At 54.6% G+C, this 22,115-nt stretch carries 27 protein-coding genes; 18 read left to right on the plus strand and 9 right to left on the minus strand.

The features are described from left to right. Positions 1 to 4 precede the first annotated feature (4 nt). The 7 genes from rpsG (at position 5) to GKR98_00390 (ending at position 6,036) form a co-directional block, all read left to right on the plus strand. Complete coding sequence (gene rpsG, locus GKR98_00360; protein QMU56790.1) at positions 5 to 475, plus strand: 30S ribosomal protein S7; 471 nt, start codon at positions 5 to 7, stop codon at positions 473 to 475. A gap of 24 nt (positions 476 to 499) precedes the next feature. Continuing rightward, positions 500 to 2,617 carry an elongation factor G gene (gene fusA, locus GKR98_00365; GenBank protein ID QMU56791.1) on the plus strand — a complete coding sequence of 706 codons (2,118 nt, stop codon included), beginning with the start codon at positions 500 to 502 and terminating at the stop codon, positions 2,615 to 2,617. A gap of 83 nt (positions 2,618 to 2,700) precedes the next feature. Continuing rightward, positions 2,701 to 3,876 (plus strand): elongation factor Tu, encoded by a 1,176-nt coding sequence (gene tuf / locus GKR98_00370; GenBank protein ID QMU56792.1) that lies wholly within the window; start codon positions 2,701 to 2,703, stop codon positions 3,874 to 3,876. Positions 3,877 to 3,936: 60 nt separating this feature from the next. Next, positions 3,937 to 4,251, plus strand: a complete 315-nt coding sequence (gene rpsJ, locus GKR98_00375) for a 30S ribosomal protein S10 (protein QMU56793.1) — start codon at positions 3,937 to 3,939, stop codon at positions 4,249 to 4,251. Positions 4,252 to 4,265: 14 nt separating this feature from the next. Continuing rightward, positions 4,266 to 5,126, plus strand: coding sequence for a 50S ribosomal protein L3 (rplC, locus tag GKR98_00380; protein QMU56794.1), 861 nt, complete (start codon positions 4,266 to 4,268; stop codon positions 5,124 to 5,126). Next, the gene (gene rplD, locus GKR98_00385; protein ID QMU56795.1) at positions 5,123 to 5,743 is read left to right on the plus strand and encodes a 50S ribosomal protein L4; all 621 of its coding nucleotides are present in this window, start codon (positions 5,123 to 5,125) and stop codon (positions 5,741 to 5,743) included. Before rplC ends, rplD begins: the two co-directional genes overlap by 4 nt. After that, positions 5,740 to 6,036, plus strand: a complete 297-nt coding sequence (locus GKR98_00390) for a 50S ribosomal protein L23 (protein ID QMU56796.1) — start codon at positions 5,740 to 5,742, stop codon at positions 6,034 to 6,036. The genes rplD and GKR98_00390 overlap by 4 nt, the downstream gene beginning before the upstream one ends. Before the next feature lie 99 nt (positions 6,037 to 6,135). On the opposite strand, the gene GKR98_00395 is transcribed toward GKR98_00390, so the two are convergent. Next, positions 6,136 to 6,618: an AsnC family transcriptional regulator gene (locus GKR98_00395; protein QMU56797.1), complete on the minus strand. Its 483-nt coding sequence runs from the start codon at positions 6,616 to 6,618 to the stop codon at positions 6,136 to 6,138. Positions 6,619 to 6,902: 284 nt separating this feature from the next. On the opposite strand from GKR98_00395, the gene GKR98_00400 reads away from it, so the two are divergent. After that, a complete protein-coding gene (locus GKR98_00400; protein QMU56798.1) occupies positions 6,903 to 7,226 on the plus strand; it encodes a hypothetical protein in 324 nt (107 codons plus the stop codon). Positions 7,227 to 8,220: 994 nt separating this feature from the next. Here the strand turns inward: GKR98_00400 and GKR98_00405 are convergent. The 4 genes from GKR98_00405 to GKR98_00420 all read right to left on the minus strand — a co-directional run bounded on the left by GKR98_00405 (position 8,221) and on the right by GKR98_00420 (position 10,881). Further along, positions 8,221 to 8,676 carry a hypothetical protein gene (locus GKR98_00405; GenBank protein ID QMU56799.1) on the minus strand — a complete coding sequence of 152 codons (456 nt, stop codon included), beginning with the start codon at positions 8,674 to 8,676 and terminating at the stop codon, positions 8,221 to 8,223. Between the two features lie 148 nt (positions 8,677 to 8,824). Next, a complete protein-coding gene (locus tag GKR98_00410) occupies positions 8,825 to 9,082 on the minus strand; it encodes a hypothetical protein (GenBank protein QMU56800.1) in 258 nt (85 codons plus the stop codon). Positions 9,083 to 9,374: 292 nt separating this feature from the next. Then, positions 9,375 to 10,139, minus strand: a complete 765-nt coding sequence (locus tag GKR98_00415) for a cupin domain-containing protein (GenBank protein ID QMU56801.1) — start codon at positions 10,137 to 10,139, stop codon at positions 9,375 to 9,377. 139 nt (positions 10,140 to 10,278) lie between these two features. Further along, a complete protein-coding gene (locus GKR98_00420; GenBank protein ID QMU56802.1) occupies positions 10,279 to 10,881 on the minus strand; it encodes a TetR family transcriptional regulator in 603 nt (200 codons plus the stop codon). 29 nt (positions 10,882 to 10,910) lie between these two features. Here GKR98_00420 and GKR98_00425 point away from each other — a divergent pair, with 29 nt between their 5' ends. The 10 genes from GKR98_00425 (at position 10,911) to rplP (ending at position 17,411) form a co-directional block, all read left to right on the plus strand. Continuing rightward, entirely contained in the window at positions 10,911 to 11,423 is a 513-nt protein-coding gene (locus GKR98_00425; protein QMU56803.1) for a cupin domain-containing protein, read from the plus strand. Positions 11,424 to 11,474: 51 nt separating this feature from the next. Further along, positions 11,475 to 11,825 (plus strand): TonB-dependent receptor, encoded by a 351-nt coding sequence (locus GKR98_00430; GenBank protein QMU56804.1) that lies wholly within the window; start codon positions 11,475 to 11,477, stop codon positions 11,823 to 11,825. A 460-nt stretch (positions 11,826 to 12,285) separates the two neighbouring features. Then, positions 12,286 to 12,594 carry a helix-turn-helix domain-containing protein gene (locus GKR98_00435; GenBank protein ID QMU56805.1) on the plus strand — a complete coding sequence of 103 codons (309 nt, stop codon included), beginning with the start codon at positions 12,286 to 12,288 and terminating at the stop codon, positions 12,592 to 12,594. A 78-nt stretch (positions 12,595 to 12,672) separates the two neighbouring features. After that, positions 12,673 to 13,890: an oxidoreductase gene (locus GKR98_00440; GenBank protein ID QMU56806.1), complete on the plus strand. Its 1,218-nt coding sequence runs from the start codon at positions 12,673 to 12,675 to the stop codon at positions 13,888 to 13,890. Positions 13,891 to 13,948: 58 nt separating this feature from the next. Beyond that, positions 13,949 to 14,440, plus strand: a complete 492-nt coding sequence (locus GKR98_00445) for a hypothetical protein (protein ID QMU56807.1) — start codon at positions 13,949 to 13,951, stop codon at positions 14,438 to 14,440. Positions 14,441 to 14,768: 328 nt separating this feature from the next. Beyond that, positions 14,769 to 15,611: a 50S ribosomal protein L2 gene (gene rplB, locus GKR98_00450; GenBank protein QMU56808.1), complete on the plus strand. Its 843-nt coding sequence runs from the start codon at positions 14,769 to 14,771 to the stop codon at positions 15,609 to 15,611. A 1-nt stretch (position 15,612) separates the two neighbouring features. Continuing rightward, positions 15,613 to 15,891: a 30S ribosomal protein S19 gene (gene rpsS / locus GKR98_00455; protein ID QMU56809.1), complete on the plus strand. Its 279-nt coding sequence runs from the start codon at positions 15,613 to 15,615 to the stop codon at positions 15,889 to 15,891. A 3-nt stretch (positions 15,892 to 15,894) separates the two neighbouring features. After that, on the plus strand, positions 15,895 to 16,275 hold the full coding sequence (rplV, locus tag GKR98_00460) for a 50S ribosomal protein L22 (GenBank protein ID QMU56810.1): 381 nt from the start codon (positions 15,895 to 15,897) through the stop codon (positions 16,273 to 16,275). Continuing rightward, on the plus strand, positions 16,275 to 16,985 hold the full coding sequence (gene rpsC / locus GKR98_00465; GenBank protein ID QMU56811.1) for a 30S ribosomal protein S3: 711 nt from the start codon (positions 16,275 to 16,277) through the stop codon (positions 16,983 to 16,985). Before rplV ends, rpsC begins: the two co-directional genes overlap by 1 nt. A gap of 12 nt (positions 16,986 to 16,997) precedes the next feature. Next, the gene (gene rplP, locus GKR98_00470; GenBank protein ID QMU56812.1) at positions 16,998 to 17,411 is read left to right on the plus strand and encodes a 50S ribosomal protein L16; all 414 of its coding nucleotides are present in this window, start codon (positions 16,998 to 17,000) and stop codon (positions 17,409 to 17,411) included. Positions 17,412 to 17,540: 129 nt separating this feature from the next. Here the strand turns inward: rplP and GKR98_00475 are convergent, their stop codons facing one another. From GKR98_00475 to GKR98_00490, 4 genes are all read right to left on the minus strand, one after another. Continuing rightward, complete coding sequence (locus GKR98_00475) at positions 17,541 to 18,419, minus strand: EamA family transporter (GenBank protein ID QMU59916.1); 879 nt, start codon at positions 18,417 to 18,419, stop codon at positions 17,541 to 17,543. Between the two features lie 321 nt (positions 18,420 to 18,740). Further along, positions 18,741 to 20,363 carry a hypothetical protein gene (locus tag GKR98_00480; protein ID QMU56813.1) on the minus strand — a complete coding sequence of 541 codons (1,623 nt, stop codon included), beginning with the start codon at positions 20,361 to 20,363 and terminating at the stop codon, positions 18,741 to 18,743. Positions 20,364 to 20,925: 562 nt separating this feature from the next. Continuing rightward, a complete protein-coding gene (locus GKR98_00485; GenBank protein ID QMU59917.1) occupies positions 20,926 to 21,294 on the minus strand; it encodes an EthD family reductase in 369 nt (122 codons plus the stop codon). A gap of 311 nt (positions 21,295 to 21,605) precedes the next feature. Beyond that, positions 21,606 to 22,064: a hypothetical protein gene (locus GKR98_00490; protein QMU56814.1), complete on the minus strand. Its 459-nt coding sequence runs from the start codon at positions 22,062 to 22,064 to the stop codon at positions 21,606 to 21,608. Positions 22,065 to 22,115 lie beyond the last annotated feature (51 nt).

Here is a 22,115-nt window from a genome sequence, read left to right on the forward strand (position 1 = left end):
TGAGATGTCTCGTCGTCACGCCGCCGAAAAGCGCGAAGTTCTGCCTGATGCCAAATATGGTGACCGGGTTCTGACCAAATTCATGAACAACCTGATGGTTGACGGCAAGAAATCCGTCGCCGAGCGCATCGTTTACAATGCGTTTGATCGTGTTGAAGATCGCCTGAAGAAGTCCCCGTTGGAAGTGTTCCACGAGGGTCTTGAGCTGATCAAACCGTCGGTCGAGGTTCGCTCGCGCCGGGTTGGTGGTGCGACGTATCAGGTTCCTGTCGAAGTGCGCCCCGAGCGTCGCGAAGCGCTGGCAATTCGCTGGCTGATCGCAGCCGCCAAAAGCCGCAACGAAAATACCATGGAAGAGCGTCTTGCTGGTGAATTGTCCGATGCTGTGAATGGTCGTGGTTCGGCCGTGAAAAAGCGTGAAGACACCCACAAGATGGCCGACGCCAACAAAGCGTTCAGCCACTACCGCTGGTAACAGACGTCCCTAGGAGCAGCCCCAATGGCACGCGAATATCCACTAAACCGCTACCGTAACTTCGGGATTATGGCGCATATCGATGCAGGCAAAACCACCTGTTCCGAGCGCATCCTGTATTACACCGGCAAATCCCACAACATCGGCGAAGTGCATGATGGCGCTGCCACCATGGACTGGATGGAGCAGGAGCAGGAACGCGGCATCACGATCACATCGGCTGCCACGACCACTTTCTGGGAGCGGACCGAAGACGGTGAAACAGCCGATACCGAAAAGCATCGTCTGAACATCATCGACACACCCGGCCACGTTGACTTCACCATTGAAGTTGAGCGTTCGCTGGCAGTTCTGGATGGCGCAGTTGCCGTTCTGGACGCCAACGCCGGTGTCGAGCCACAGACTGAAACGGTTTGGCGTCAGGCAGACCGGTATAAAGTTCCGCGCATTGTGTTCGTCAACAAGATGGACAAGATCGGCGCTGACTTCTTCAACTGCGTGCACATGATCCAGGATCGCACAGGTGCTATTCCGGCACCCGTTCAGATCCCAATCGGCGCCGAGACTGAGCTTGAAGGCATTGTTGATCTGATCACCATGGAAGAGTGGGTTTGGGCTGGCGAAGACCTGGGCGCGTCCTGGGAAAAACGCCCTATTCGCGACAGTCTGAAAGAGCTGGCCAACGAATGGCGCGGCAAGCTGATTGAAACCGCCGTCGAAATGGACGACGACGCGATGATGGCGTACCTGGAAGGCGAAGAGCCTGACGTGGACACGCTGCGCGCGCTGATCCGTAAAGGCACGCTTGAGATTAAGTTCATTCCGGTTCTGGCTGGTTCTGCGTTTAAGAACAAAGGCGTTCAGCCTTTGCTCAACGCCGTGATCGACTTCTTACCCAGCCCGCTGGATGTTGTTGATTACATGGGCTTCAAACCCGGTGACGAGACAGAAACACGTGACATCGCCCGCCGTGCGGACGACGACATGCCTTTTTCGGGTCTGGCGTTCAAAATCATGAACGACCCTTACATGGGCACGCTGACCTTCACCCGTATTTACTCGGGTAAGATGGCCAAGGGTGACAACCTGATCAACTCGACCAAAGGCAAGAAAGAGCGCATTGGCCGTATGGTCATGATGCACTCGAACAAGCAGGACGAGATCACCGAAGCATTTGCGGGCGACATCATCGCGCTGGCCGGTCTGAAGGACACGACCACAGGCGATACGCTGTCTTCGGTCCACGATCCGGTTGTTCTGGAAACGATGACGTTCCCTGATCCGGTTATCGAGATTGCGGTGGAGCCGAAGACGAAGGCTGATCAAGAAAAGATGTCTCTCGGTTTGCAGCGTCTAGCTGCTGAGGATCCATCCTTCCGTGTTGAGACTGACCTGGAAAGCGGTCAGACGATCATGAAGGGCATGGGCGAACTTCACCTGGACATCCTGATCGACCGTCTGAAGCGCGAATTCAAAGTTGAGGCCAACATCGGTGCGCCACAGGTTGCGTATCGTGAGACTATCAGCCGCGAAGTCGAGCACACCTATACCCACAAGAAACAGTCGGGTGGTTCTGGTCAGTTCGGCGAAGTGAAGATGATCATTTCTCCGACAGAAGCTGGCGAAGGCTATTCCTTCGAAAGCCGTGTCGTTGGTGGTTCGGTGCCCAAGGAATACATCCCGGGTGTTGAAAAAGGCATCAATTCGGTCATGGACAGCGGGCCTCTGGCTGGTTTCCCTGTGATCGACTTCAAGGTGGCTTTGATCGACGGTAAATACCACGACGTTGACTCCAGCGTTCTGGCTTTTGAAATCGCCGGACGCATGTGTATGCGCGAAGGCATGAGAAAAGCCGGTGCGAAACTGCTTGAGCCGATCATGAAAGTCGAAGTTGTAACGCCGGATGAATACACCGGCGGCATCATCGGTGATCTGACATCCCGTCGAGGTCAGGTGCAGGGTCAGGATTCGCGCGGCAACGCCATCGCAATCGACGCCTTCGTGCCGCTGGCCAACATGTTTGGTTACATCAACAACCTGCGCTCGATGTCATCGGGTCGTGCGAACTTCACAATGCAGTTCGATCACTACGATCCGGTTCCGAATAACATTTCGGAAGAGATCCAAGCGAAATACGCATAACCGGGATGCCGGGGTGAACCCCGGCCTACCCACAACCCGTAGGGCGGGGTTTCCCCGCCACCCGAGACGATAAGGAGGCCATCATGGCAAAGGCAAAGTTTGAACGTAATAAACCGCACGTTAACATTGGCACGATTGGTCACGTTGACCACGGCAAGACGACGCTGACGGCGGCGATCACGAAGTATTTTGGCGACTTCAAAGCGTATGACCAGATTGATGGCGCGCCTGAGGAAAAAGCGCGCGGGATCACGATCTCGACGGCGCACGTCGAATATGAAACCGAAGCGCGCCACTATGCGCACGTCGACTGCCCTGGCCACGCTGACTATGTGAAGAACATGATCACTGGTGCCGCACAGATGGACGGCGCGATCCTGGTTGTGAACGCAGCTGACGGCCCGATGCCTCAGACCCGCGAGCACATCCTCTTGGGTCGCCAGGTCGGCATCCCGACTATGGTCGTTTACATGAACAAGGTTGACCAGGTTGACGACGAAGAGCTTCTGGAACTGGTCGAAATGGAAATCCGTGAACTGCTGAGCAGCTACGATTACCCTGGCGACGATATTCCGATCATCAAGGGCTCGGCTCTGGCGGCAATGGAAGGCAACTCGCCCGAGATCGGCGAAGAGTCGATCAAGGCGCTGATGGCGGCTGTTGACGAATGGATCCCAACCCCAGAGCGCGCGATTGACCAGCCGTTCCTGATGCCAGTCGAGGACGTGTTCTCGATCTCGGGTCGCGGCACGGTTGCGACGGGGCGTGTTGAGCGTGGCGTGATCAACGTGGGCGACGAGATCGAAATCGTCGGCATCCGCGACAACAAGAAGACGACCTGCACAGGCGTTGAAATGTTCCGCAAGCTGTTGGATCGTGGTGAAGCAGGCGACAACATCGGCGCACTTTTGCGTGGTGTTGATCGTGACGGCGTTGAGCGCGGTCAGGTTCTGTGTAAGCCGGGTTCGGTCAAGCCGCACACCAAGTTCGAGGCCGAGGCCTATATCCTGACCAAGGACGAAGGTGGCCGCCACACGCCGTTCTTCGCGAACTATCGCCCGCAGTTCTACTTCCGCACGACGGACGTCACCGGCACAGTTGAACTGGCCGCTGGCACCGAGATGGTCATGCCCGGCGACAACGTGTCGTTCGGCGTTGAGCTGATCGCGCCGATTGCGATGGAACAGGGCCTGCGCTTTGCGATCCGCGAAAGCGGCCGCACCGTCGGCGCCGGCGTCGTGTCGAAAATCGTCGAGTAAACGAAACTAGTTCGATGTGGAGGTCTGACGGCCTCCACCTCTCAACGAAAGGATAAGACAATGGCAGTCGCCAGTCAGAACATCCGCATCCGGCTAAAAGCCTTTGATTACCGTGTGTTGGATGCCAGCACTCAGGAAATCGTCAACACGGCAAAGCGCACTGGCGCAACTGTCCGTGGGCCAATCCCGATGCCAAACAAGATTGAGAAGTTCACGGTTCTTCGTGGTCCACACGTTGACAAGAAATCCCGTGATCAGTTCGAAATCCGGACGCACAAGCGTCTTCTCGACATCGTTGATCCAACACCCCAGACAGTTGACGCGCTGATGAAGCTCGATCTTGCTGCTGGTGTGGACGTTCAGATTTCGGTCTAAGGGGGGCATAGATTATGTTGCGCTCTGGTGTGATCGCTAAAAAAGTCGGCATGACCCGGCTTTTCATGGACGACGGAAAGCAGATCCCTGTGACCGTTCTCCAACTGGACAAACTTCAGGTTGTTGCAAAACGCACGGCTGAGACGGACGGCTATTCGGCTGTTCAGCTTGGTGCGGGCACTGCAAAGGCCAAGCGGACCTCGCAAGCTATGCGCGGACACTTCTCCGCCGCCAAGGTTGAGCCGAAGCGGAAGATTGCGGAATTTCGCGTTGATGCGGAAAACCTGATCGACGTGGGCGAAGAGATTACCGCGAACCATTACTTTGAAGGCCAATTCGTAGACGTGTCTGGCACGTCCATCGGTAAAGGCTTCCAAGGCGCTATGAAACGTTGGAACTTTAGTGGTCTTCGGGCCACCCACGGTGTGTCGATCTCGCACCGTAGTCACGGTTCAACGGGTCAGTGTCAGGATCCTGGTCGCGTTTTCAAAGGCAAAAAGATGGCTGGTCACATGGGTGCTGCCCGGGTGACGACGCAAAACCTTCAGGTTGTCCGCACGGACGCCGACCGCTGTCTGATCATGGTCAAAGGTGCTGTTCCGGGTTCCAAAGGTGGCTGGGTAACGATCAAGGATGCGGTTAAGAAGCCGGTTCCTGAGAATGTGATCCTGCCTGCTGCGTTGAAATCTGCCGCTGCTGCTGCTGAAAAGGCTGCTGAAGAAGCTGCTGCTGCCGCCGAAGCCGAAGCCGCCGCAGCGGAAGCTGCTGCAGCAGAGCAGGCCGCGATGGAAGCTGCTGAGGCTGAAGAAGCGAAGACAGATGTAGTTGCTGAAGCCCAAGCGGCTGAAGCTGAAAAGAAGGACGGTGAGGAATGAAACTCGACGTGATCAAACTGGACGGCAAGAAAGCCGGGTCGGTCGATCTCGGCGACGAGATCTACGGTCTCGAGCCGCGCGCCGACATCCTGCACCGCGTGGTTCGCTGGCAGCGTAGCAATGCGCAAGCTGGGACCCACAAGGTGAAAACCCGTTCCGAAACAAGCTATTCCACTAAGAAGATCTATCGCCAGAAGGGCACCGGCGGCGCACGCCACGGGTCCCGGAACGCTCCGATCTTCCGCGGTGGTGGCATCTATAAGGGTCCAACGCCCCGGAGCCATGGTCACGAGTTGACCAAGAAGTTCCGCAAACTGGGTCTGAAGCATGCGCTGTCGTCAAAAGCGGCAACCGGCAATCTGGTGATCCTGGATGAAGCGTCTGCCAAGGACGTGAAAACAGGTGCACTGGCCAAGCAGGTTGCGAGCCTCGGCTGGAAGCGCGCATTGGTGATCGACGGGGCCGCTGTGGACGAAAACTTCGCCCGCGCTGCACAGAACATCCAAGGTGTGGATGTGCTGCCGACGATGGGTGCAAATGTCTATGACATCCTGAAGAGTGACACCCTGGTGATCACAAAAGCAGGGGTCGAAGCGTTGGAGGCTCGTTTAAAATGAGTGCGAAAACAGAGCATTACGATGTGATCCGCAAGCCGATCATCACGGAAAAGTCGACCATGGCCTCTGAGGCCGGTGCGGTTGTCTTTGAAGTGTCAATCGACGCGAACAAACCACAGATCAAAGAGGCTGTTGAAGGCCTGTTTGGTGTGAAGGTGAAGGCCGTGAACACGACCATCACCAAGGGTAAGGTCAAGCGGTTTCGCGGGCAGTTGGGCAAGCGGAAAGACGTTAAGAAGGCGTATGTTACGCTGGAAGACGGCAACACAATCGACGTAACAACCGGACTTTGAGGCGTGTGCCGGGGTGAACCCCGGCCTACCTCAGGGTGGAATTTGACCCCGCTGGTTTGAGATTGAAGAAGCCCCGCCGGAAACGGCGGGGCATTTTTCTTAGTCACAAATAGTGTCGTATTCTTTCAGCGAAACCAGCGTCTTATAACCTATGACCGGCGTTTCATTCAGATAAAGCGCGCTGAAATCGGCGAAGTCTGCCATCGACTTGCATTCAGCGATCATCACAATGTCGTCGTCGCCAGTGACCCAATTCAAACTAACAACTTCGTCCTGCCTGCGTAGGTTATTGCAGTATTCATCCATCAAGCGGGGATTCTGCCGATCGATGGTGATGAGAACGATGATCTTCGTGCCTTTATCCCGAAACCGGGCAGAGGCGATGGCGACCTCTCGATCGATTGCTCCGATCTTTCGCAGGCGTTGAACGCGTCTCAGACAGGCGGCAGGGGACAAACCAATCAGGTCAGACAACTGTTCACCCGTCCGGCGGCTGTTCATCCGTAGCAGGTCGAGGATGCGTTGGTCGAAATCGTCGAGCGTGTCCATTGGCCCACCAAATGATTTGCGGAATTCTCGCATAATCGGATGAATATTGCGAGAATTTCTTACGAGATGCGCAATCTTCGCGAAAAACTAGTCTGTAGACCCTTTAGAAAAGTGGTCGTCAGAACACGATGGCGAGATGAAGTTCAAGGAAAACAAAGTGTCCCGCCGCCGTTGAAGCCTGATTAAGTCCAAAGCCTCCAACGTGTGGCGGTCGGATGTCGGGACCAGAAAATGAACCAATCAAATCCCGGATGGCATTCGGGGCCGCTTTGCGCCGGTGCGGGAAGCGAACAAGGAAATTATGAAAGGAACAACCCATGTATTTCGAGAAGATTGAAGATGCCGAAGCTGTTGTGATTCCAAACTTTATTCCAGACACAAAAGTAACAGCCGAACCAACGCCGCGCCCTGCGCCAACGATTGCCCAGAAGCTGCGACGGTTGTTTGTAAGGCTGAACAATCCTCGGCGCGGGCATGATAGCTTGGAAACTTTGTCGGATCGTTTTTTGCAGGATGTCGGTGTGACTCGCGTTGACATTGATCGTTTCAAGCTAAAGCGCAGTGCGTTCGATGTGCCTGGTTATTGTCCAAATTGCGCGGTTCCGATTATCGCATCGAGGCGCGGGAGGCGACCAATGTAAAACAGTGCGATCGGGCGCAATGTTCGAAATAGCCCCGCCGGAAACGGCGGGGCTATTTTGTTTTGCGCAACGTTCGGTGGGGGAAGCGTGCGCAGGCAACACCTGAAATCGTTGACGCCCGTATTTTAAGGGGAATGGGGCTAAATGGGGTTTCGGTATCACGTCGGTATCGCGTCGGTGCACGTAGGGTCGAAAATCGGCAACGCCGCTAGATGTGGGATTGGGGTTAAGAAAAGTTGTTTGGGTGTTAACAGGGCGGGCGATGGGTGCTGAGGCTCGTGGCTTTCAAAGAGCTTGGACATTGGAACTCGCGCAAAAAGGGCCCATCCGAAGATGGCGCCCCGTTGTCTCGTGATCAATGATGAGGATCACCTGTTACAGCCGCTGCCGGTTGACCCGCCGCCGTTATCTCTGGTCGAGATTGCGCCCGCTCAACCGCTGCAGTTGCCGATACTAAGGGGTGACGAGACCTCTCCACTGGTATCAAAAAGGCCGGTGATAGGGCATCTCTCACTCATGCCCAAAGGGAGTGTTTCATTCGTCCCCTCCGTCGTCTCTCGATGTTGCGCGCGCGTTCCGTCCTCGCCAATCGTTTCGACGATACAGTCGCCCCGGTGCAGTTTGTCCAGGATGCCTTGGGGGGCGTTCGTCGTAAATCAACATCTGGAAACGCATGATTTCGGTTTCGGAGGAGATTTGCCACGGACCAATCTGCAAGGTTGCGATCTGGAGTTGGCAAGACAGCGGAGTCGCATTTCAATTTGAAAAGGGGGCGGCAATGCCCGCAATTCTATGGACTGTGTAAATGGCACCGCACGCCGAGTCCGGTTGACTGGTGCTGGAACACACCGGACCACTGGTACGTCTTGAATGGCCGAATGCTGGACGGAGCGCAGATAAGGGTGGCGGTCGGAATTCAGGGTCAAGCCGGCCGAAGCGTTTTGAAGGCAATTCCCCGACCGGTTGGGCCAGCTTCCTTGCGGTTGAGTCTTGGTCAGCCGCCAAGTATGCCGTCAAGATTATTGATGATGCTAATCAAGAGCGCGATGCCGCAGATCAAGATCGCCAGCCAGAATACATAGTGCATCACAAAGGCTGAGGCTCCGAACCCGACGGCCATGAATGACAGGGGTCGGGGTTCGTGTTTGAATAGGCCGATGCCGCCAAGCGCTATGGCCAGACCAGCAAGGCAAAGTGCGCCGATAGTAATGATCTGGGAGTAATCCTGTTGGGGCGGTGGAGGCGGCGGAGCAGGTTCCCCTGACAGGGCGCGTTGAGCAGATTGGCGGATATCGGCGGCGATTTCTCCGATGACCTGGCCGGTGCTTTTCTCTTCTTTCGGAGCGAAGAAGGCAGAAAGTTGGATGAGTATGACAAGCACGGCAACGGCCCCCAGAAGGAAGCCCGCCAAGCCGAATTTTGCCCGGTCATCATTAGCCGTGTCTGACATCGCGGCGTTCTCCCTCGTTACTTGGTAGCGCTTTTAGGCTCTGTGTCGGACGAAATTGTGGCGATCCATCGGGAGAATAGCCCAAGCCGGAGTTTCATCCAGCTCAGGTGCGGCGGTGCCGCATTTATGGCCGTGGTGATTGTCTGCCCTACCGCGCGGGGCAGGCGATGGTGACTTGATAGATGCTGCCTGGGTTCATACGGCTGAAGCCTTGGCGCAACAGCTTAGAATCGACGACGCGATATCCATGTGGGCAGATACTTTCGGCCTGCATCTTTAGAAAATGGTTGTAGGCGGTTGAAGCGGGTGCATTGACTTGGAAAGTGTAGATGTCTGAGCCGTTCCTAGTTTCAACGTAGTAGTTTTCCGCAGCAAAGCATCCCGATAGTGCAAGAGCGGCCGCCATGGAGCAAATGGATCCCCTGAGCATAAAATTCTCCTAAACGAATAAACTGACTACCCTGTTAGAGCGAAAATGTGGTGGGAGTTTGCCGGAGGTTTGGCATTTTTTCAAATATCGAAAAGGGCGCTTCTCTGCTGGGTTAGCGCCTTCAGTTGAGGCAGTTTTTAAGAGATTGGAATGGCTTTTGGGGAGCGGCAGGGTGCGAAATATCAATTGAAAACAGACAACAGAGCGCGGTGATATATGCGCCGCGCTCTGCCAGATTTAAGGGCCTTTATGGACCTAAAGTGCAGCGTTACTGAACTTCGTCTTCGCTGGCATACATATATTTGAAGCGATCATCGCCGGTTGGTTCTGCTGGCAAGTCAGACGGTTTCAATTCTGGGTCCAATCCGCGACCGATCCACAATTGTGCAGGCTGGAATGGCAAGCCACCGGTTGCCCAATTCGGACGATTTGGATCTTCGTTCCACCAGAACCACGCGATTTCCAGATCCTCTGTTTCGGAGGTGTTCTTGATGCCATGGGGATCGAAAGGCCGTGTGATGATCCATGTGCCTTCTTTGGCATGTGTGACTTTGTCGTAGTTGTAAAAGTCCGCCTGACCCTTGACGACAAGGTAAATTTCCCACGACGCATGTTGGCCGACGCCATAAACCGCACCCGGTTCAAAGCTGAATGTTCCCGCCCACATATTCTTAGCTTCCAGCGGTGCGCCGGGGCCGACAACAGTCGTGTAGGAATACTCGGTGTTTGGGACGGCATCTATTTCAACGCCGTTATCTTCTGCCCAAGTCAGAAGTCTTTTGTAACGGTTGGACTGAGTGGTGCCCTGATCTTTCATGTCTTCCCAGTGCATGGACCACGGCAGGCCGCGAAATCCTGTTACCGGATACTTTGTGCCGTGCTCATTATATTCACCGGTTGTTTTGATACCTTTGGGGTCCAGCACTTCCGCGGATGCAGTGGTGGCACCGAAGATTGCGGCAGCGGCAATCATAGCTGTAAATATTTTCATTGTTTCCCTCGCTGTTTCGACGTTCGAAATACCTAAGAGCATTTTAGGCGGCACGATCCGAGGCGTTCGCCTTTGGCGTGCAATCGCACTCGACCACGGCACAGGTAGTTAAGGCAAACTAAATTTCCTTACTAATTTATTAAGACATATTTAATCACTAATGTGTGCGGCTTGGGGCGCGTCATTCGGTTATGTCGACAAGATACTTGTCGATTATAGCCTCGGCCATTTCAGCAACGATGGGTCGAACTGTGGATTTGTCCAATGCGGCAACATCCAGTAATCCGATCATTGCCTCAATCCCTGTGATGGCCGCCAATGCGCTGGTCAGTTTTTGAACGACGCTGCTGTCAATTTTGTCGCGGATCGGTTCCAATGCTTGGTGGTACATATTGATGCGTCTTGCCCCACGGCGTCCGGCGCTTGGTTCGTTGCCGCTTGCATGTGTGTCCAAAGAGCGCGCGAGGAATTGGCGAAATCCCACCTCGTTTTCAAGTGTCAGGTCAAACATGTATAGGTTGATCGCCAGCAACTTTTCCCGGACGGTGGTCGCGCCTTCGGTTATATCTTCGTAACTGGCCACTTCGACCGCGAGGCCAGCTTCTGCTGCCAGGGCGGCAGGTTTCTTGAAGTATCGGTAAGCGGTTGCCCGCGATATGCCTTTTCGCTTTGCCGCCTCAGAAACCGTGATGGCTGTGCCCTCGGAAAGCAATTCGCGCGCGCCTTCCAGGATGGCTTCTCTGGTTCGGTGCTTCTGGGCGGTGCGTTCATGGGGTCCGGACATATGCCACCTAATAAGACACTTGTCTCGTTATGAGACATAGTTATCATAGGTCACCGAACCGAGTCGTCAAGGAGTTTGAAATGTCTGATAGACCGCGCACTTACAATGTTCTGAATTCCTTGCTGCGGTTTCATGCGTTTCCGTCCGAGACTATGGGAAAATATTGTTTCGTAGAATGTTTGGTGCCGCCGGGCGCAGGAGCGCCGCCGAACTATCACGCCGGGGAAACCGAGAGCTACTACATCCTTGAAGGGCAGGTCGGATTTTTGGTTGATGGCAGGGAGTTGTTGGCAGGGCAGGGCGATTTCATTGTGATACCGGATGGGGCGGTACATGCCTTTGAGGCGGTTGGCGACACGCCTGCGCGCCTGTTGATCGTGAACGCGCCGGGGCACATGCATGACGCCTTTTTCACCGGAATCGGCAGCCCGCTGCCGGATGATCAGACCGAGCTTCCAGAGCCGAAGGAGCCGGACATCGCGATGGTTATGGCCAAAGCGAACGAGGTTGGATTAAGCATAGTCACGCAAGCAGGCAAATAACGAACACATCAAAAGGGCAAAGTCATGAACGTATCTCGAAATTTTTTGTTGTTGGGCACCGTGTTTCTGGTGATCGGCCTGTTTATTGGCATGTATATGGGCGGGTCAGGGGATCATTCGCTGGCGGCGTCGCACGCGCATATCAACCTTTTAGGGTTTGTTTTGTCGGTGGTTTTTGCGTTAACTTACAAGAGCTTCCCGGCAATGGCGGAAGGCCGGTTGGCGAGCATTCATTTCTGGGCACATGCGGCGGGTGCCGTGGTGCTGAATGTGATGCTGTTCCTGCTGTTGAGCGACAGTATCAGCGAGGCGGCGATGGTGCCGCTGGCACCGATATCCGAGCTGCTGGTGCTGATCGGCGTGCTGATCTTTGGCTGGAATGTACTGAAACACGCCCATTAAACGGCGTGTGATGTCCGAGAACGACAACTTGATTGGCGTGAATTCGGACCATTAGCCGACCCGTCCCGGACCCGATCCGGGACCTCTTGGAAAGCTGAAAGCCCCGCCGGGTATGGCGGGGCTTTTTCGTTTTGCGCAACGTTCGGTGGGGGCTGCGTGCGCAGGCAACATCCCAAATGGTTAACGCCTTTGTTTTAAGGGATATGGGTGGAAACGAGGTGTCTGTATCGTGTCGGTATGACGTCGGTATCGCGTCGGTGCACGTAGGGTCCGAAATCGGCAACGCCCCCAGATGTGGGGTTGAGGGTAAGGAAGGTTAAGGGGTAGTTAATGGGTGAAGGTGGAGAGATTAATGCCCGCTCCGCGGGACGGAGCGCCATTTCGCTGCAACTGCGCCAAAGGCTGCTTTGGCAACGCAGGCTAGCTTGACAACAAGATAAATATCGAGATATTTCGATTTATGGACATCGATCAATCAATATCAGCTCTGAACAACCCGACGCGCCGCCAGATTCTTGAGTGGCTGAAGGACCGCTCGAACTTTCCGTCTGCCTTACCGGGACACGAAGACTTGGAAGGTGTCTGTGTCGCTTACATTCAGGAAAAGGCGAAGCTATCGCAATCCACGATCTCGAACTACATGGGATTGCTGAAACAAGCAGGCTTTGTGAAGGCTGAACGCCACGGACAATGGACGTTTTATCGCCGAGACGAAGAAAGCATTCAGGCGTTTCTGACCGCCGTCCAAAACGAACTTCTAAAACCGTAAGACAAACGAATGAGCGCACCTGCTCTGAATTGTGCGCCATTAAAATGGCAAATCGAAATATTCCGATGGAGGGATGACATGGAAACCCAGGACGCAATCGACCTTCTGGCACAACCGCTGGACCTGCCCTGTGGCGTTCGCTTGAAGAACCGCCTTATCAAATCGGCGATGTCTGACTCCCTTGGCGATGGTGCCGGAAACTCGACCAAAGCTCAGATACGCCTGTATGAAAGATGGGCGGAGGGAGGTGCGGCGCTGTCGCTGATTGGTGAGGTGCAGACCACCCCGCATTACGCCGAGAAACCAAGCAACCTCGTCTTGGTGCCGGACGCAGACTTGGCAGCCTTGCATGAATTGGCGAAACGCGGCTCAGCGAAAGGTGCGCAAATCTGGCCGCAGCTTGGTCATGCTGGTGCCTTGGCGCATGGACCAATTAGCACTCCCAAAGGGCCGTCACCGCTGGATGTAGAGGGTTTGAAATGCGACGGCATGTCTTTGGATGAAATCCAAGACCTGCCTCGATCTTACGCTCAAGCTGCTGCACTTGCACAGGAGGCCGGTTTCGGTGGCGTCCTAATCCATGCTGGACACGGGTTTCTCTTCAGCCAGTTTCTGTCCCCGCTATTCAACCGCAGGACAGATTACTACGGCGGCGCGATCGACGGGCGTTTCCGTATCATCGGCGAAGTGATTGACGCAGTGCGGAACGCTGTCGGGCCAGCCTACCCAATTGGCATCAAGATCAACTCTACCGACATGCTCGAGGGTGGTTTGACGCAGGACGAAGCGCTGGAGGTTGTGCGACTGCTTGATGCAACATCGGCGGACCTAATCGACGTGAGCGGCGGAACGTATTTTCCCGGAGCTGAATCAAGCTCTGATGGAGTCTCCTCGTCCGGGCCCTATTTCATCGACTTTGCCAAACGCGCCAAGTCCATCACATCTATCCCCATTATTCTGACCGGCGGGTTTGAAACCCGTGAGCAGGCAGCCAAAGCCATTCAGGATGGCTCTGCCGATGGCATCAGCCTTGCCCGCGCGATGGTTTTGAACCCGTCGCTGGCAAATGCTTGGCTCAGTGATGCAGGCGGCGATCCGGAATTTCCAATGTTCGTCGCGCCGCCGCGCGGAGGTGTCACGGCGTGGTATTCGATGCGCCTGACAGCACTGGGTGAAGACGCCGAGAATGCGTTCACTATGGACCCGAAGGCCGCAATGGACGCTTACGAACACCGAGATGCGAAGCGTTGCGTCGTTTGGCGCGAACGGTTTTCGCCTTTAGCTAAGCCGCTTTGATAACCGGAATCGGAGTCAGAGAGGAACACCGAGAAAGGTCGGAAGAGGAGAACCAAACATGCCTTGGGAAACAATATCGGAAGTCACACAGATCGTCGGTGCGTGTGCACTGGTCATTTCCCTGATCTACATCGCCGTTCAGATCAGGTTCGCGCGGCTTTCAGCGGCAGATACCTCTCGAACGGCGAGAGGTGAGGGCGCCAGAGAAATCGATCTTGCGATGGTGAACAATCAGCAGCTGCGCGAGAACTGGGTCAAGTCATCCAATCTGGAACCAATATACGAAGAGTTAGGCTCTGAGCTGGACTTAAGCGTCGATGCCACACTGCAAGTCGATACGATCTGTCAGATTTGGATGAGGCTGCATTGGGGGCAGTTTCAATCCATCACCGTTCCAGAAGACCTAAACGACCTGAAGCGATTGGTGGCTGCGTTCTACTCAGGACCCCCTATGTCGAATTGCTGGGAGAAGAGCCCATACGGGAAGAAAATCTACGACCCGAAGTTCGTTAAATTCGTTGAAGATGCCGTTATGACAAGCGGCAGTTGATTTGATCCGAGCCCGTCTGGCCAAAGTGTCGCTTTTAAATGATGCCGTTCGAACATAGTACAGCGTTCGGTAGTATGGGCTCATGTCAGCCGTTCGCCGCAGTTGCCCGCCGGCAATTGGCTGCGTTTGACGCCGGCCCACAGAATTCGCGAAGCAACTCTTGCCACCCCCACCCAACCCCGCTACAAGCCGCCCGAACGCTCACCTCGGATTCGTCCGGGGTGGTGTGCTTTTGGGGTAAACCCAACAGAATTCGGGCACCTACGGGGGCCTATAAACCAACCGGCGGGCAAATTCCCGTCGGCCAAGCAAACGGAAGACAGAAAGCATGGCACTCAAGTCGTATAAGCCGACGACGCCGGGCCAGCGCGGGCTGGTGCTGATTGACCGTTCGGAGCTTTGGAAAGGTCGCCCTGTTAAGGCCCTCACTGAGGGACTGAGCAAGAAGGCGGGCCGGAACAATACCGGACGGATCACGATGCGTCGTCGTGGTGGTGGGGCAAAACGCCTTTACCGGATTGTAGATTTTAAACGGAATAAGTTCGATGTTTCGGCCACGGTCGAGCGGATCGAATATGACCCTAACCGGACTGCGTTTATCGCGCTGGTTAAATACGAAGACGGCGAGCAGGCATACGTTCTTGCCCCACAGCGTTTGGCTGTTGGCGACAAGATCATTGCTGGCAAGAAAGTCGACGTAAAGCCGGGCAACGCGATGCCTTTCGCGGGCATGCCAATCGGCACGATCGTCCACAACATTGAGATGAAGCCAGGCAAGGGCGGGCAGATCGCGCGTGCGGCTGGCACATATGCTCAGTTTGTTGGTCGTGACGGTGGTTACGCGCAGATCAGGTTGTCGTCGGGCGAGCTTCGTCTGGTGCGTCAGAAATGCATGGCAACGGTTGGTGCGGTTTCGAACCCCGACAACTCGAACCAGAACTTCGGTAAAGCCGGTCGCAACCGTCACAAGGGCATCCGCCCCTCTGTGCGTGGTGTTGTGATGAACCCGGTTGATCACCCGCACGGCGGTGGTGAAGGCCGGACCTCTGGTGGCCGTCATCCGGTTTCGCCATGGGGCAAGCCGACAAAGGGTGCACGCACCCGGAACAAGAACAAGGCGTCGTCGAAGCTGATCCTGCGTTCGCGTCACGCCAAGAAGAAGGGCCGCTAAGATGAGCCGTTCAGTATGGAAAGGTCCTTTTGTTGACTCTTATGTCCTCAAAAAGGCCGAAGCATCCCGCGAGTCGGGCCGCAACGAGGTCATCAAGATCTGGTCGCGTCGTTCGACAATCCTGCCGCAATTCGTTGGTTTGACCTTTGGTGTCTACAACGGCCGTAAGCACATCCCGGTAAACGTTTCCGAGGATATGATCGGTCAGAAGTTCGGTGAGTATTCGCCGACACGCACCTACTACGGTCACGCTGCCGACAAAAAAGCGAAAAGGAAGTAAGCCATGAGCAAGGAAAAGAATCCTCGCCGCGTGGCGGACAACGAAGCGATGGCAAAGACGCGCATGTTGCGCACGTCACCGCAGAAGTTGAACCTGTTGGCAGCCATGATCCGTGGCAAGAAAGTTGAAAAGGCCCTTTCGGACCTGACTTTCTCGAAGCGGCGCATTTCGGACGATGTGAAGAAATGTCTTCAGTCGGCCATCGCCAATGCGGAAAACAATCACAACCTTGATGTTGATGAGCTGATCGTGGCGGAAGCCTATGTTGGCAAGAACCTGACGATGAAGCGTGGCCGTCCACGGGCGCGTGGTCGTTTTGGCAAAATCATCAAGCCGTTCTCGGAACTGACTATCAAGGTCCGCCAGATTGAGGAGCAAGCATAATGGGTCATAAAGTAAACCCCGTTGGTATGCGGCTTCAGGTCAACCGGACCTGGGATAGCCGTTGGTATGCCGACACGAAAGACTATGGTGATCTTCTGCTGGAAGACATCAAAATCCGTGCATTCATCAAGGATGAGTGCAAGCAGGCCGGCATCAGCCGTGTCATTATCGAACGTCCGCACAAGAAATGCCGCGTGACAATCCACACGGCTCGTCCGGGTGTGATCATCGGCAAAAAAGGTGCTGACATCGAAGGTCTGCGTCGCAAGATCGCGACAATGACTGACAGTGATTTGCACCTGAACATTGTTGAAGTTCGCAAACCAGAACTTGATGCGGCGCTTGTCGCTGAATCGATTGCACAGCAGCTTGAGCGCCGTGTGTCTTTCCGCCGCGCCATGAAGCGCAGCGTTCAGAACGCAATGCGCATGGGCTCACTGGGAATTCGTGTGAACGTTGCGGGCCGTCTTGGCGGCGCGGAAATTGCACGGACGGAATGGTATCGCGAAGGTCGCGTGCCGCTTCACACCCTGTGTGCTGACATCGACTATGCGCTGGCCGAAGCCATGACGCCTTACGGCATCATCGGCATCAAGGTCTGGATCTTCAAAGGCGAGATCATGGAGCACGACCCTGCGGCACGCGATCGTCGTCAGCAAGAGCTTCAGGACGGCCCGGCCCCTCGTGGTGCCGGCGGACGTCGGAACTAAGGAGCTGATAAGATGCTGCAACCAAAGCGCACCAAATTCCGCAAGATGCATAAAGGCCGGATCAAGGGCGAAGCCAAAGGCGGCTCGGACCTGAACTTTGGCACCTATGGTCTGAAAGCGGTCGAACCTGAGCGTGTGACTGCGCGCCAGATCGAAGCGGCTCGTCGTGCTATGACGCGTCACATGAAACGTCAGGGCCGTGTCTGGATCCGTATCTTCCCAGACACCCCGGTGACCTCGAAGCCTGTCGAAGTTCGTATGGGTAAAGGTAAAGGCTCGGTCGATTTCTGGGCTTGCAAGGTTAAGCCTGGCCGCGTGATGTTCGAGATCGACGGCGTCAACGACGCCATCGCCCGCGAGGCCCTGCGCCTTGCTGCGATGAAACTGCCGGTCAAGACACGGACGATTGTTCGCGAGGACTGGTAAGTCGGTCGAACGACTTTACCGTGATTGAGAATTAAGCCCCCGCCGGGAAACTGGCGGGGGTTTTTGATTTTGGGTATGTTTTGTTTGAGATCATATCGGCCAATGCAGTAACTTCCACGGACGACCGCTTCAGGTCGAAAATTTTCGAGATAGGAACGAAAACAAGCGTCCGTCAGTTACTGCAAACCCCAATGCGATAATGGCGAACCCAATCCACGCTTCCAGCCCCATTTGCTCCCCAAGGAACATCACTCCGAGCCCGATGGCGAATGGCGGAATGAGCAAAGTGACCAGCAACAGGTTGGCGGCTCCAGCGCGTGCCAGAATGGCAAAATAGAGAAAATATGCCAGTGCCGTCGACAGAACTGCCATGCCGACAAGAGCGCCCCACACGCTTGCAGAGAGAGAAAGGTTTGGTGGCCCATCGAACATGAACACGATTGGTATCATCAATACTGTACTGCCGATCAACATTCCGAGTGCGTTCATGAGCGGAGGCTGGCCTGCTAGAGCTGTCTTACCCCAGACACCCGCAAATGCATAAGACAACGTAGCTCCAAGGATGGCGAGCTGAGCAAGATTGCTGGGATTAAACTCGGTCAATGCACTCGGCCCCATAATGAAAGCCACACCCGCAATACCCAAAGCAGCACCGATGATTTTCTTTGGGGTCAATGGTTCATCCGGAAGCAAAAGACCTGCAACAACGGCCGCGAACATGGCGGTCGTTCCATTCAGAATGGAAGCAAGCCCACTTTCAATCTGCGTTTGCCCCCAGAAAATCAGTGAAAAGGGAACGGCATTATTCAGCGCGCCCATCACCAAATAAGCACCCCAAACTCGGAGGGATCGAGGAACCGTAATGCCTTTGAAAAGCACAATCAGCGCCAAAAACGGTACGGCCCAGATTACTCTATGCAGTGTAATGGTGAGTGGAGGAACTTCGCGCAGCGCAATTTCACCGAAGGAAAATGACCCTCCCCAAACCGCGGCAAGCAACACCAACATAATAGTGGAGTTCAGATCCAAGGTTAGGGCGGCGGCTTTGGTCATTGTTGAAAGATCCAGTTTCCAGTTGCCCTACTCTGGTACCATGTCCGACCCAAGGGAAACGACCCGTTTCGTGCGGATAGGATTGGAGTAAACTAGCATTCAACTTCACCTAAACTAGATAGGCAGCAGACGGAAAATCCCTGTTTGGAATAATTTAGTCAACAGCGGGAATGTCCGCTCAGCTGTCGTTGGTGGTTGGCGCAGCGAGGGGCAACTTCGAGCCCAAAGTTCCAAATGCTGCACCGCGCATGAATGGCAGCTTCTCGACCGCTCAGATCATTCTGGTAAACCTGCTAGACGCAACGCGTCCAACCACGCCTCCAGCTTGCCCGGATCGGTCCAAAGGCCATCAAAGTTGTCACGCTCCATCGAGATCGTAAGGTTGGGTTCGCGCTCAAGAAGCGCTTGCGCCGTCACTCGCGAGTCTGCTGTTTCGCCTAAACAGACTTGAACCGCCGCTTTGGTTTTCAAAGCGTTAGGACTTGGTCTCGACAATTGATCGAGCGCAGATTTCGCGGCCCCGCAGTCTCCGGCAGACCAGTATGCCCAAGCAAGATAGCGGTGAAACCATTCCGGATGGAGCGGGTCAATCGCCATACCATGCTGAATATCGGCGATCGCCGCATCCAGATCGCCACGATAAATCAATGGTGGTGAGCTGCCGACAAATGCGTTGGAAAAACTGGGGTTGAGCAGCTTGGTCTTGTCATAGCGCGCACGGGCCAGATCAAGATCACCTGCATCCGCGTGCAAATGACCCATCAAGTAGTGAGTCAGATAGTTCTCGGGATCGAGTTCCAGAGCTCTCTCAAGCATTGCCACCGCGTTCCCCCGCATGGCGTTTCGCTCAGTTTCAGTTTCTGCATACCAAGCCATGTTTCTGTAGTAAAAGCCCATTCCTAGATAGCCCTTAGAGGAATTTGCGTCCGCCTTTATTGCAGCTTCAAAATATGACTGGGATTTCCTATTGTTCTCCGGTCCCGACTTGCGCTGATGTTGTAGGCCTTTCGCAGCAAGATGCATCGCCGTGATGGTTTCCCGAGTTCCTGTTGGGTTCGGATATACTGCCAGTTGTCCTCCCACCGTCGAAGCCACGCGGCGAATGATCTCAGCCTGAAATTCAAACAACTGGCTCACTGAACCATCATAGGATTCAGCCCAGATGTGCCGGCCGTTGCTGGCGTCGATCAACTGAACGGTTATGATCAGTTTCTCGTTTAGCTTCTGCTGACTTCCTTCCAGCACATAGTCGGCTTTCAGCGCCTCACCAATTTCTTCAATGCTCAAAGCCTTGCCCCGAAAGGAAAAGCTGGAATTTCGGGCAATGGTTGAAAAGGGCGCAAACCGGGCAAGCTCGGTGATTATCCCCTCAGCGACCGCGTCGCTTAGATATCCCTGGTCGGGCGCCGGACTGAAATCTTCGAAAGCTAGGACCGCGATCGCTGGTTTTTCGGATGAGTCGCGATCCGGCCACAACGAAACGGCTAACAACAAAGCAACCCCTGCCACGCCAAAGACCGAGGCCAGGCCCCGCTTGCTGAACCAGATATTACGTGACGCTGCACCATCTGCGCGCATAAGTGCATAGCCTTTTCGTGCATGTGTCTGCAGGAGAAGATGATCATCGTCATCCAGCGCTTTCCTGATGTCTGAAATACACTGGGTCAGGCTGTCATCCGTGACCGCAGATTTTCCCCAAACTTCAGCTATCAATGCGTCTTTTGAAAGTATCTTCCCGTCAGCTGCGATCAAGGCGGTCAGGACTTGTGCGGACTGTCGGCGAAGGGGAACAACTACGCCTTCTCCTGTCCGAAGTGTCAGTTCGTGAACCGAGAACACACGGGCCTGATGCGCGTGTTCGGAAGATTTCAGAACAATTTCAGAGTCATTTCGGGACATTCCAACCGAACCCAAGCTCTTAAAAGGCTGACGCGAAACAAGGCCATCAAATAGTGTTTAGCATAGTGAAGCCCATAGCGATAATCTGTATCGCCACCCTTTCGGCAACGGAAGTTTCAGCAAAGCCGTGGATTCACCCGGCTTGCTGTCCAGACATCAATTGCCAGAGAGCAGAACCGCGCCTGATCACAGCAACCGCAGATGGATTTAAAGTCCAAGGTGTCCGCGATGTCATCCGATTTGATGACAAGCGACTATTTCAATCCCACGACGGGGATTACCATCTGTGCAGTCTGGAAGTGCCTGGAATTGAGTTGCAGAGCAATCAAGACGTGATCGAGGTCAAATGCTTGTACGTCCCATTGGGGTCTTAAAATTTTCACAGCCCATAGCATTCAGTTTGCCAAAGTCTGGTCTTCAGCTGTTCGATCAAAGCAAACGTTGGAATATTCACACCGTGTGGCAACTAAGTCCGCGGTGCAGTCATTGGTGACATTTGCAGCGAACGACTGGGCAGAGCCTGAAGACGAGAACTGTAATTCTCGCTGGGTGAAGCGCGGTGCTAACTTACCTTTGGCGCATCCGAGCATTCCACACGGCTGATTTGCATAATTGGTTGGATGTCTGTGTAGTTGGGTATGTCGTTTTGGATCTCGGCAGCGTGTGGTCCATAGGATGATTTATAGGCATCTACAGAGTTAAAGTACAAGTGGGCAATTGCGACATATGTTGGCTTTGTGTCTGGCTCTCGACCGCTGATCCCGTGTTCAATTTCAAACCCTTTCAGTGCGGAGCCCATCAGATCCCGAGCCATGGGGGCGTGAGTGTTCACATAGTAATCAATATCGAACCGCCTGTTGTCGTCGAAGGGACATCGCAGGCTTATTTTGATTATCAGTTCGGTCCTTGGCGATGTCTTGTTTCGGCCAATCTAATTGAGTGGTGAGATCAAGGTCAAAGACTCAAAACGGCTGCCGCCACTGCAAAGCTGCGGTTGAGTTTTTAGTCTCCAACGGCAACTTAATATTGCACAGCGAGTGATCGATTGCCCCTAATTTGGGCGGATGAAACGCGGCGAGGTCGGCTTTGATGGTCGTTTCACTTCGGAGTGCAGGGGCAGGCAGCGACGACGTTGCCGGGTTTGGTTTGTCGCCCAAGCGATATTACCCAGATTGAGAGAAAGGTCCCGCCAGGAAATTGGCGGCGGGCTTGCGTCGTTAGGGGCAGAGAGTCGAAGTGGGTTCAGGCCATCTCTTTGGCGTCTTTCAAGGAGAAAACGCTGTTGTGATCTCCAACTATCTCACCGACCAGAGCGGTATCACCCTGTACCATTATCGGAGTTCCGCCCCTAGTTATGCTGGGAAACGGCATCATGATCGCCACGGCAGGCGCAGGCCGAGTCATTGCACCAGCCTGTTCCAAAGTGGCCGCTGCTATGAAAGAAACTATTTTCTGGTCATCACGAAATTTAGCCTCCCGGAGGACTTTGGGAGCATCCTCGGCGATCAACCCCAAGAATATCAAATCGCTTGCGTCTACGACGCCTTGATTGTCGGCGACACTGATATTGTCATAGGCCGCTGCCAGCGCTTTGGAGTGACTTGAACTTTGTTCGGAGACTGTAATCTGGTGCACGTCGCAGGCAATGCCTTCAACCGCGGGCCGTGCAATTGTTCCACATCCAATAACACCTAAGCGCATATCGTTTTTCCCGTTGGTTGTCGGTGATGGTAATCTGGCCAGCTTTTCAGG

Source organism: Boseongicola sp. (genome assembly GCA_014075275.1).
In the GTDB taxonomy this organism is placed as follows: domain Bacteria; phylum Pseudomonadota; class Alphaproteobacteria; order Rhodobacterales; family Rhodobacteraceae.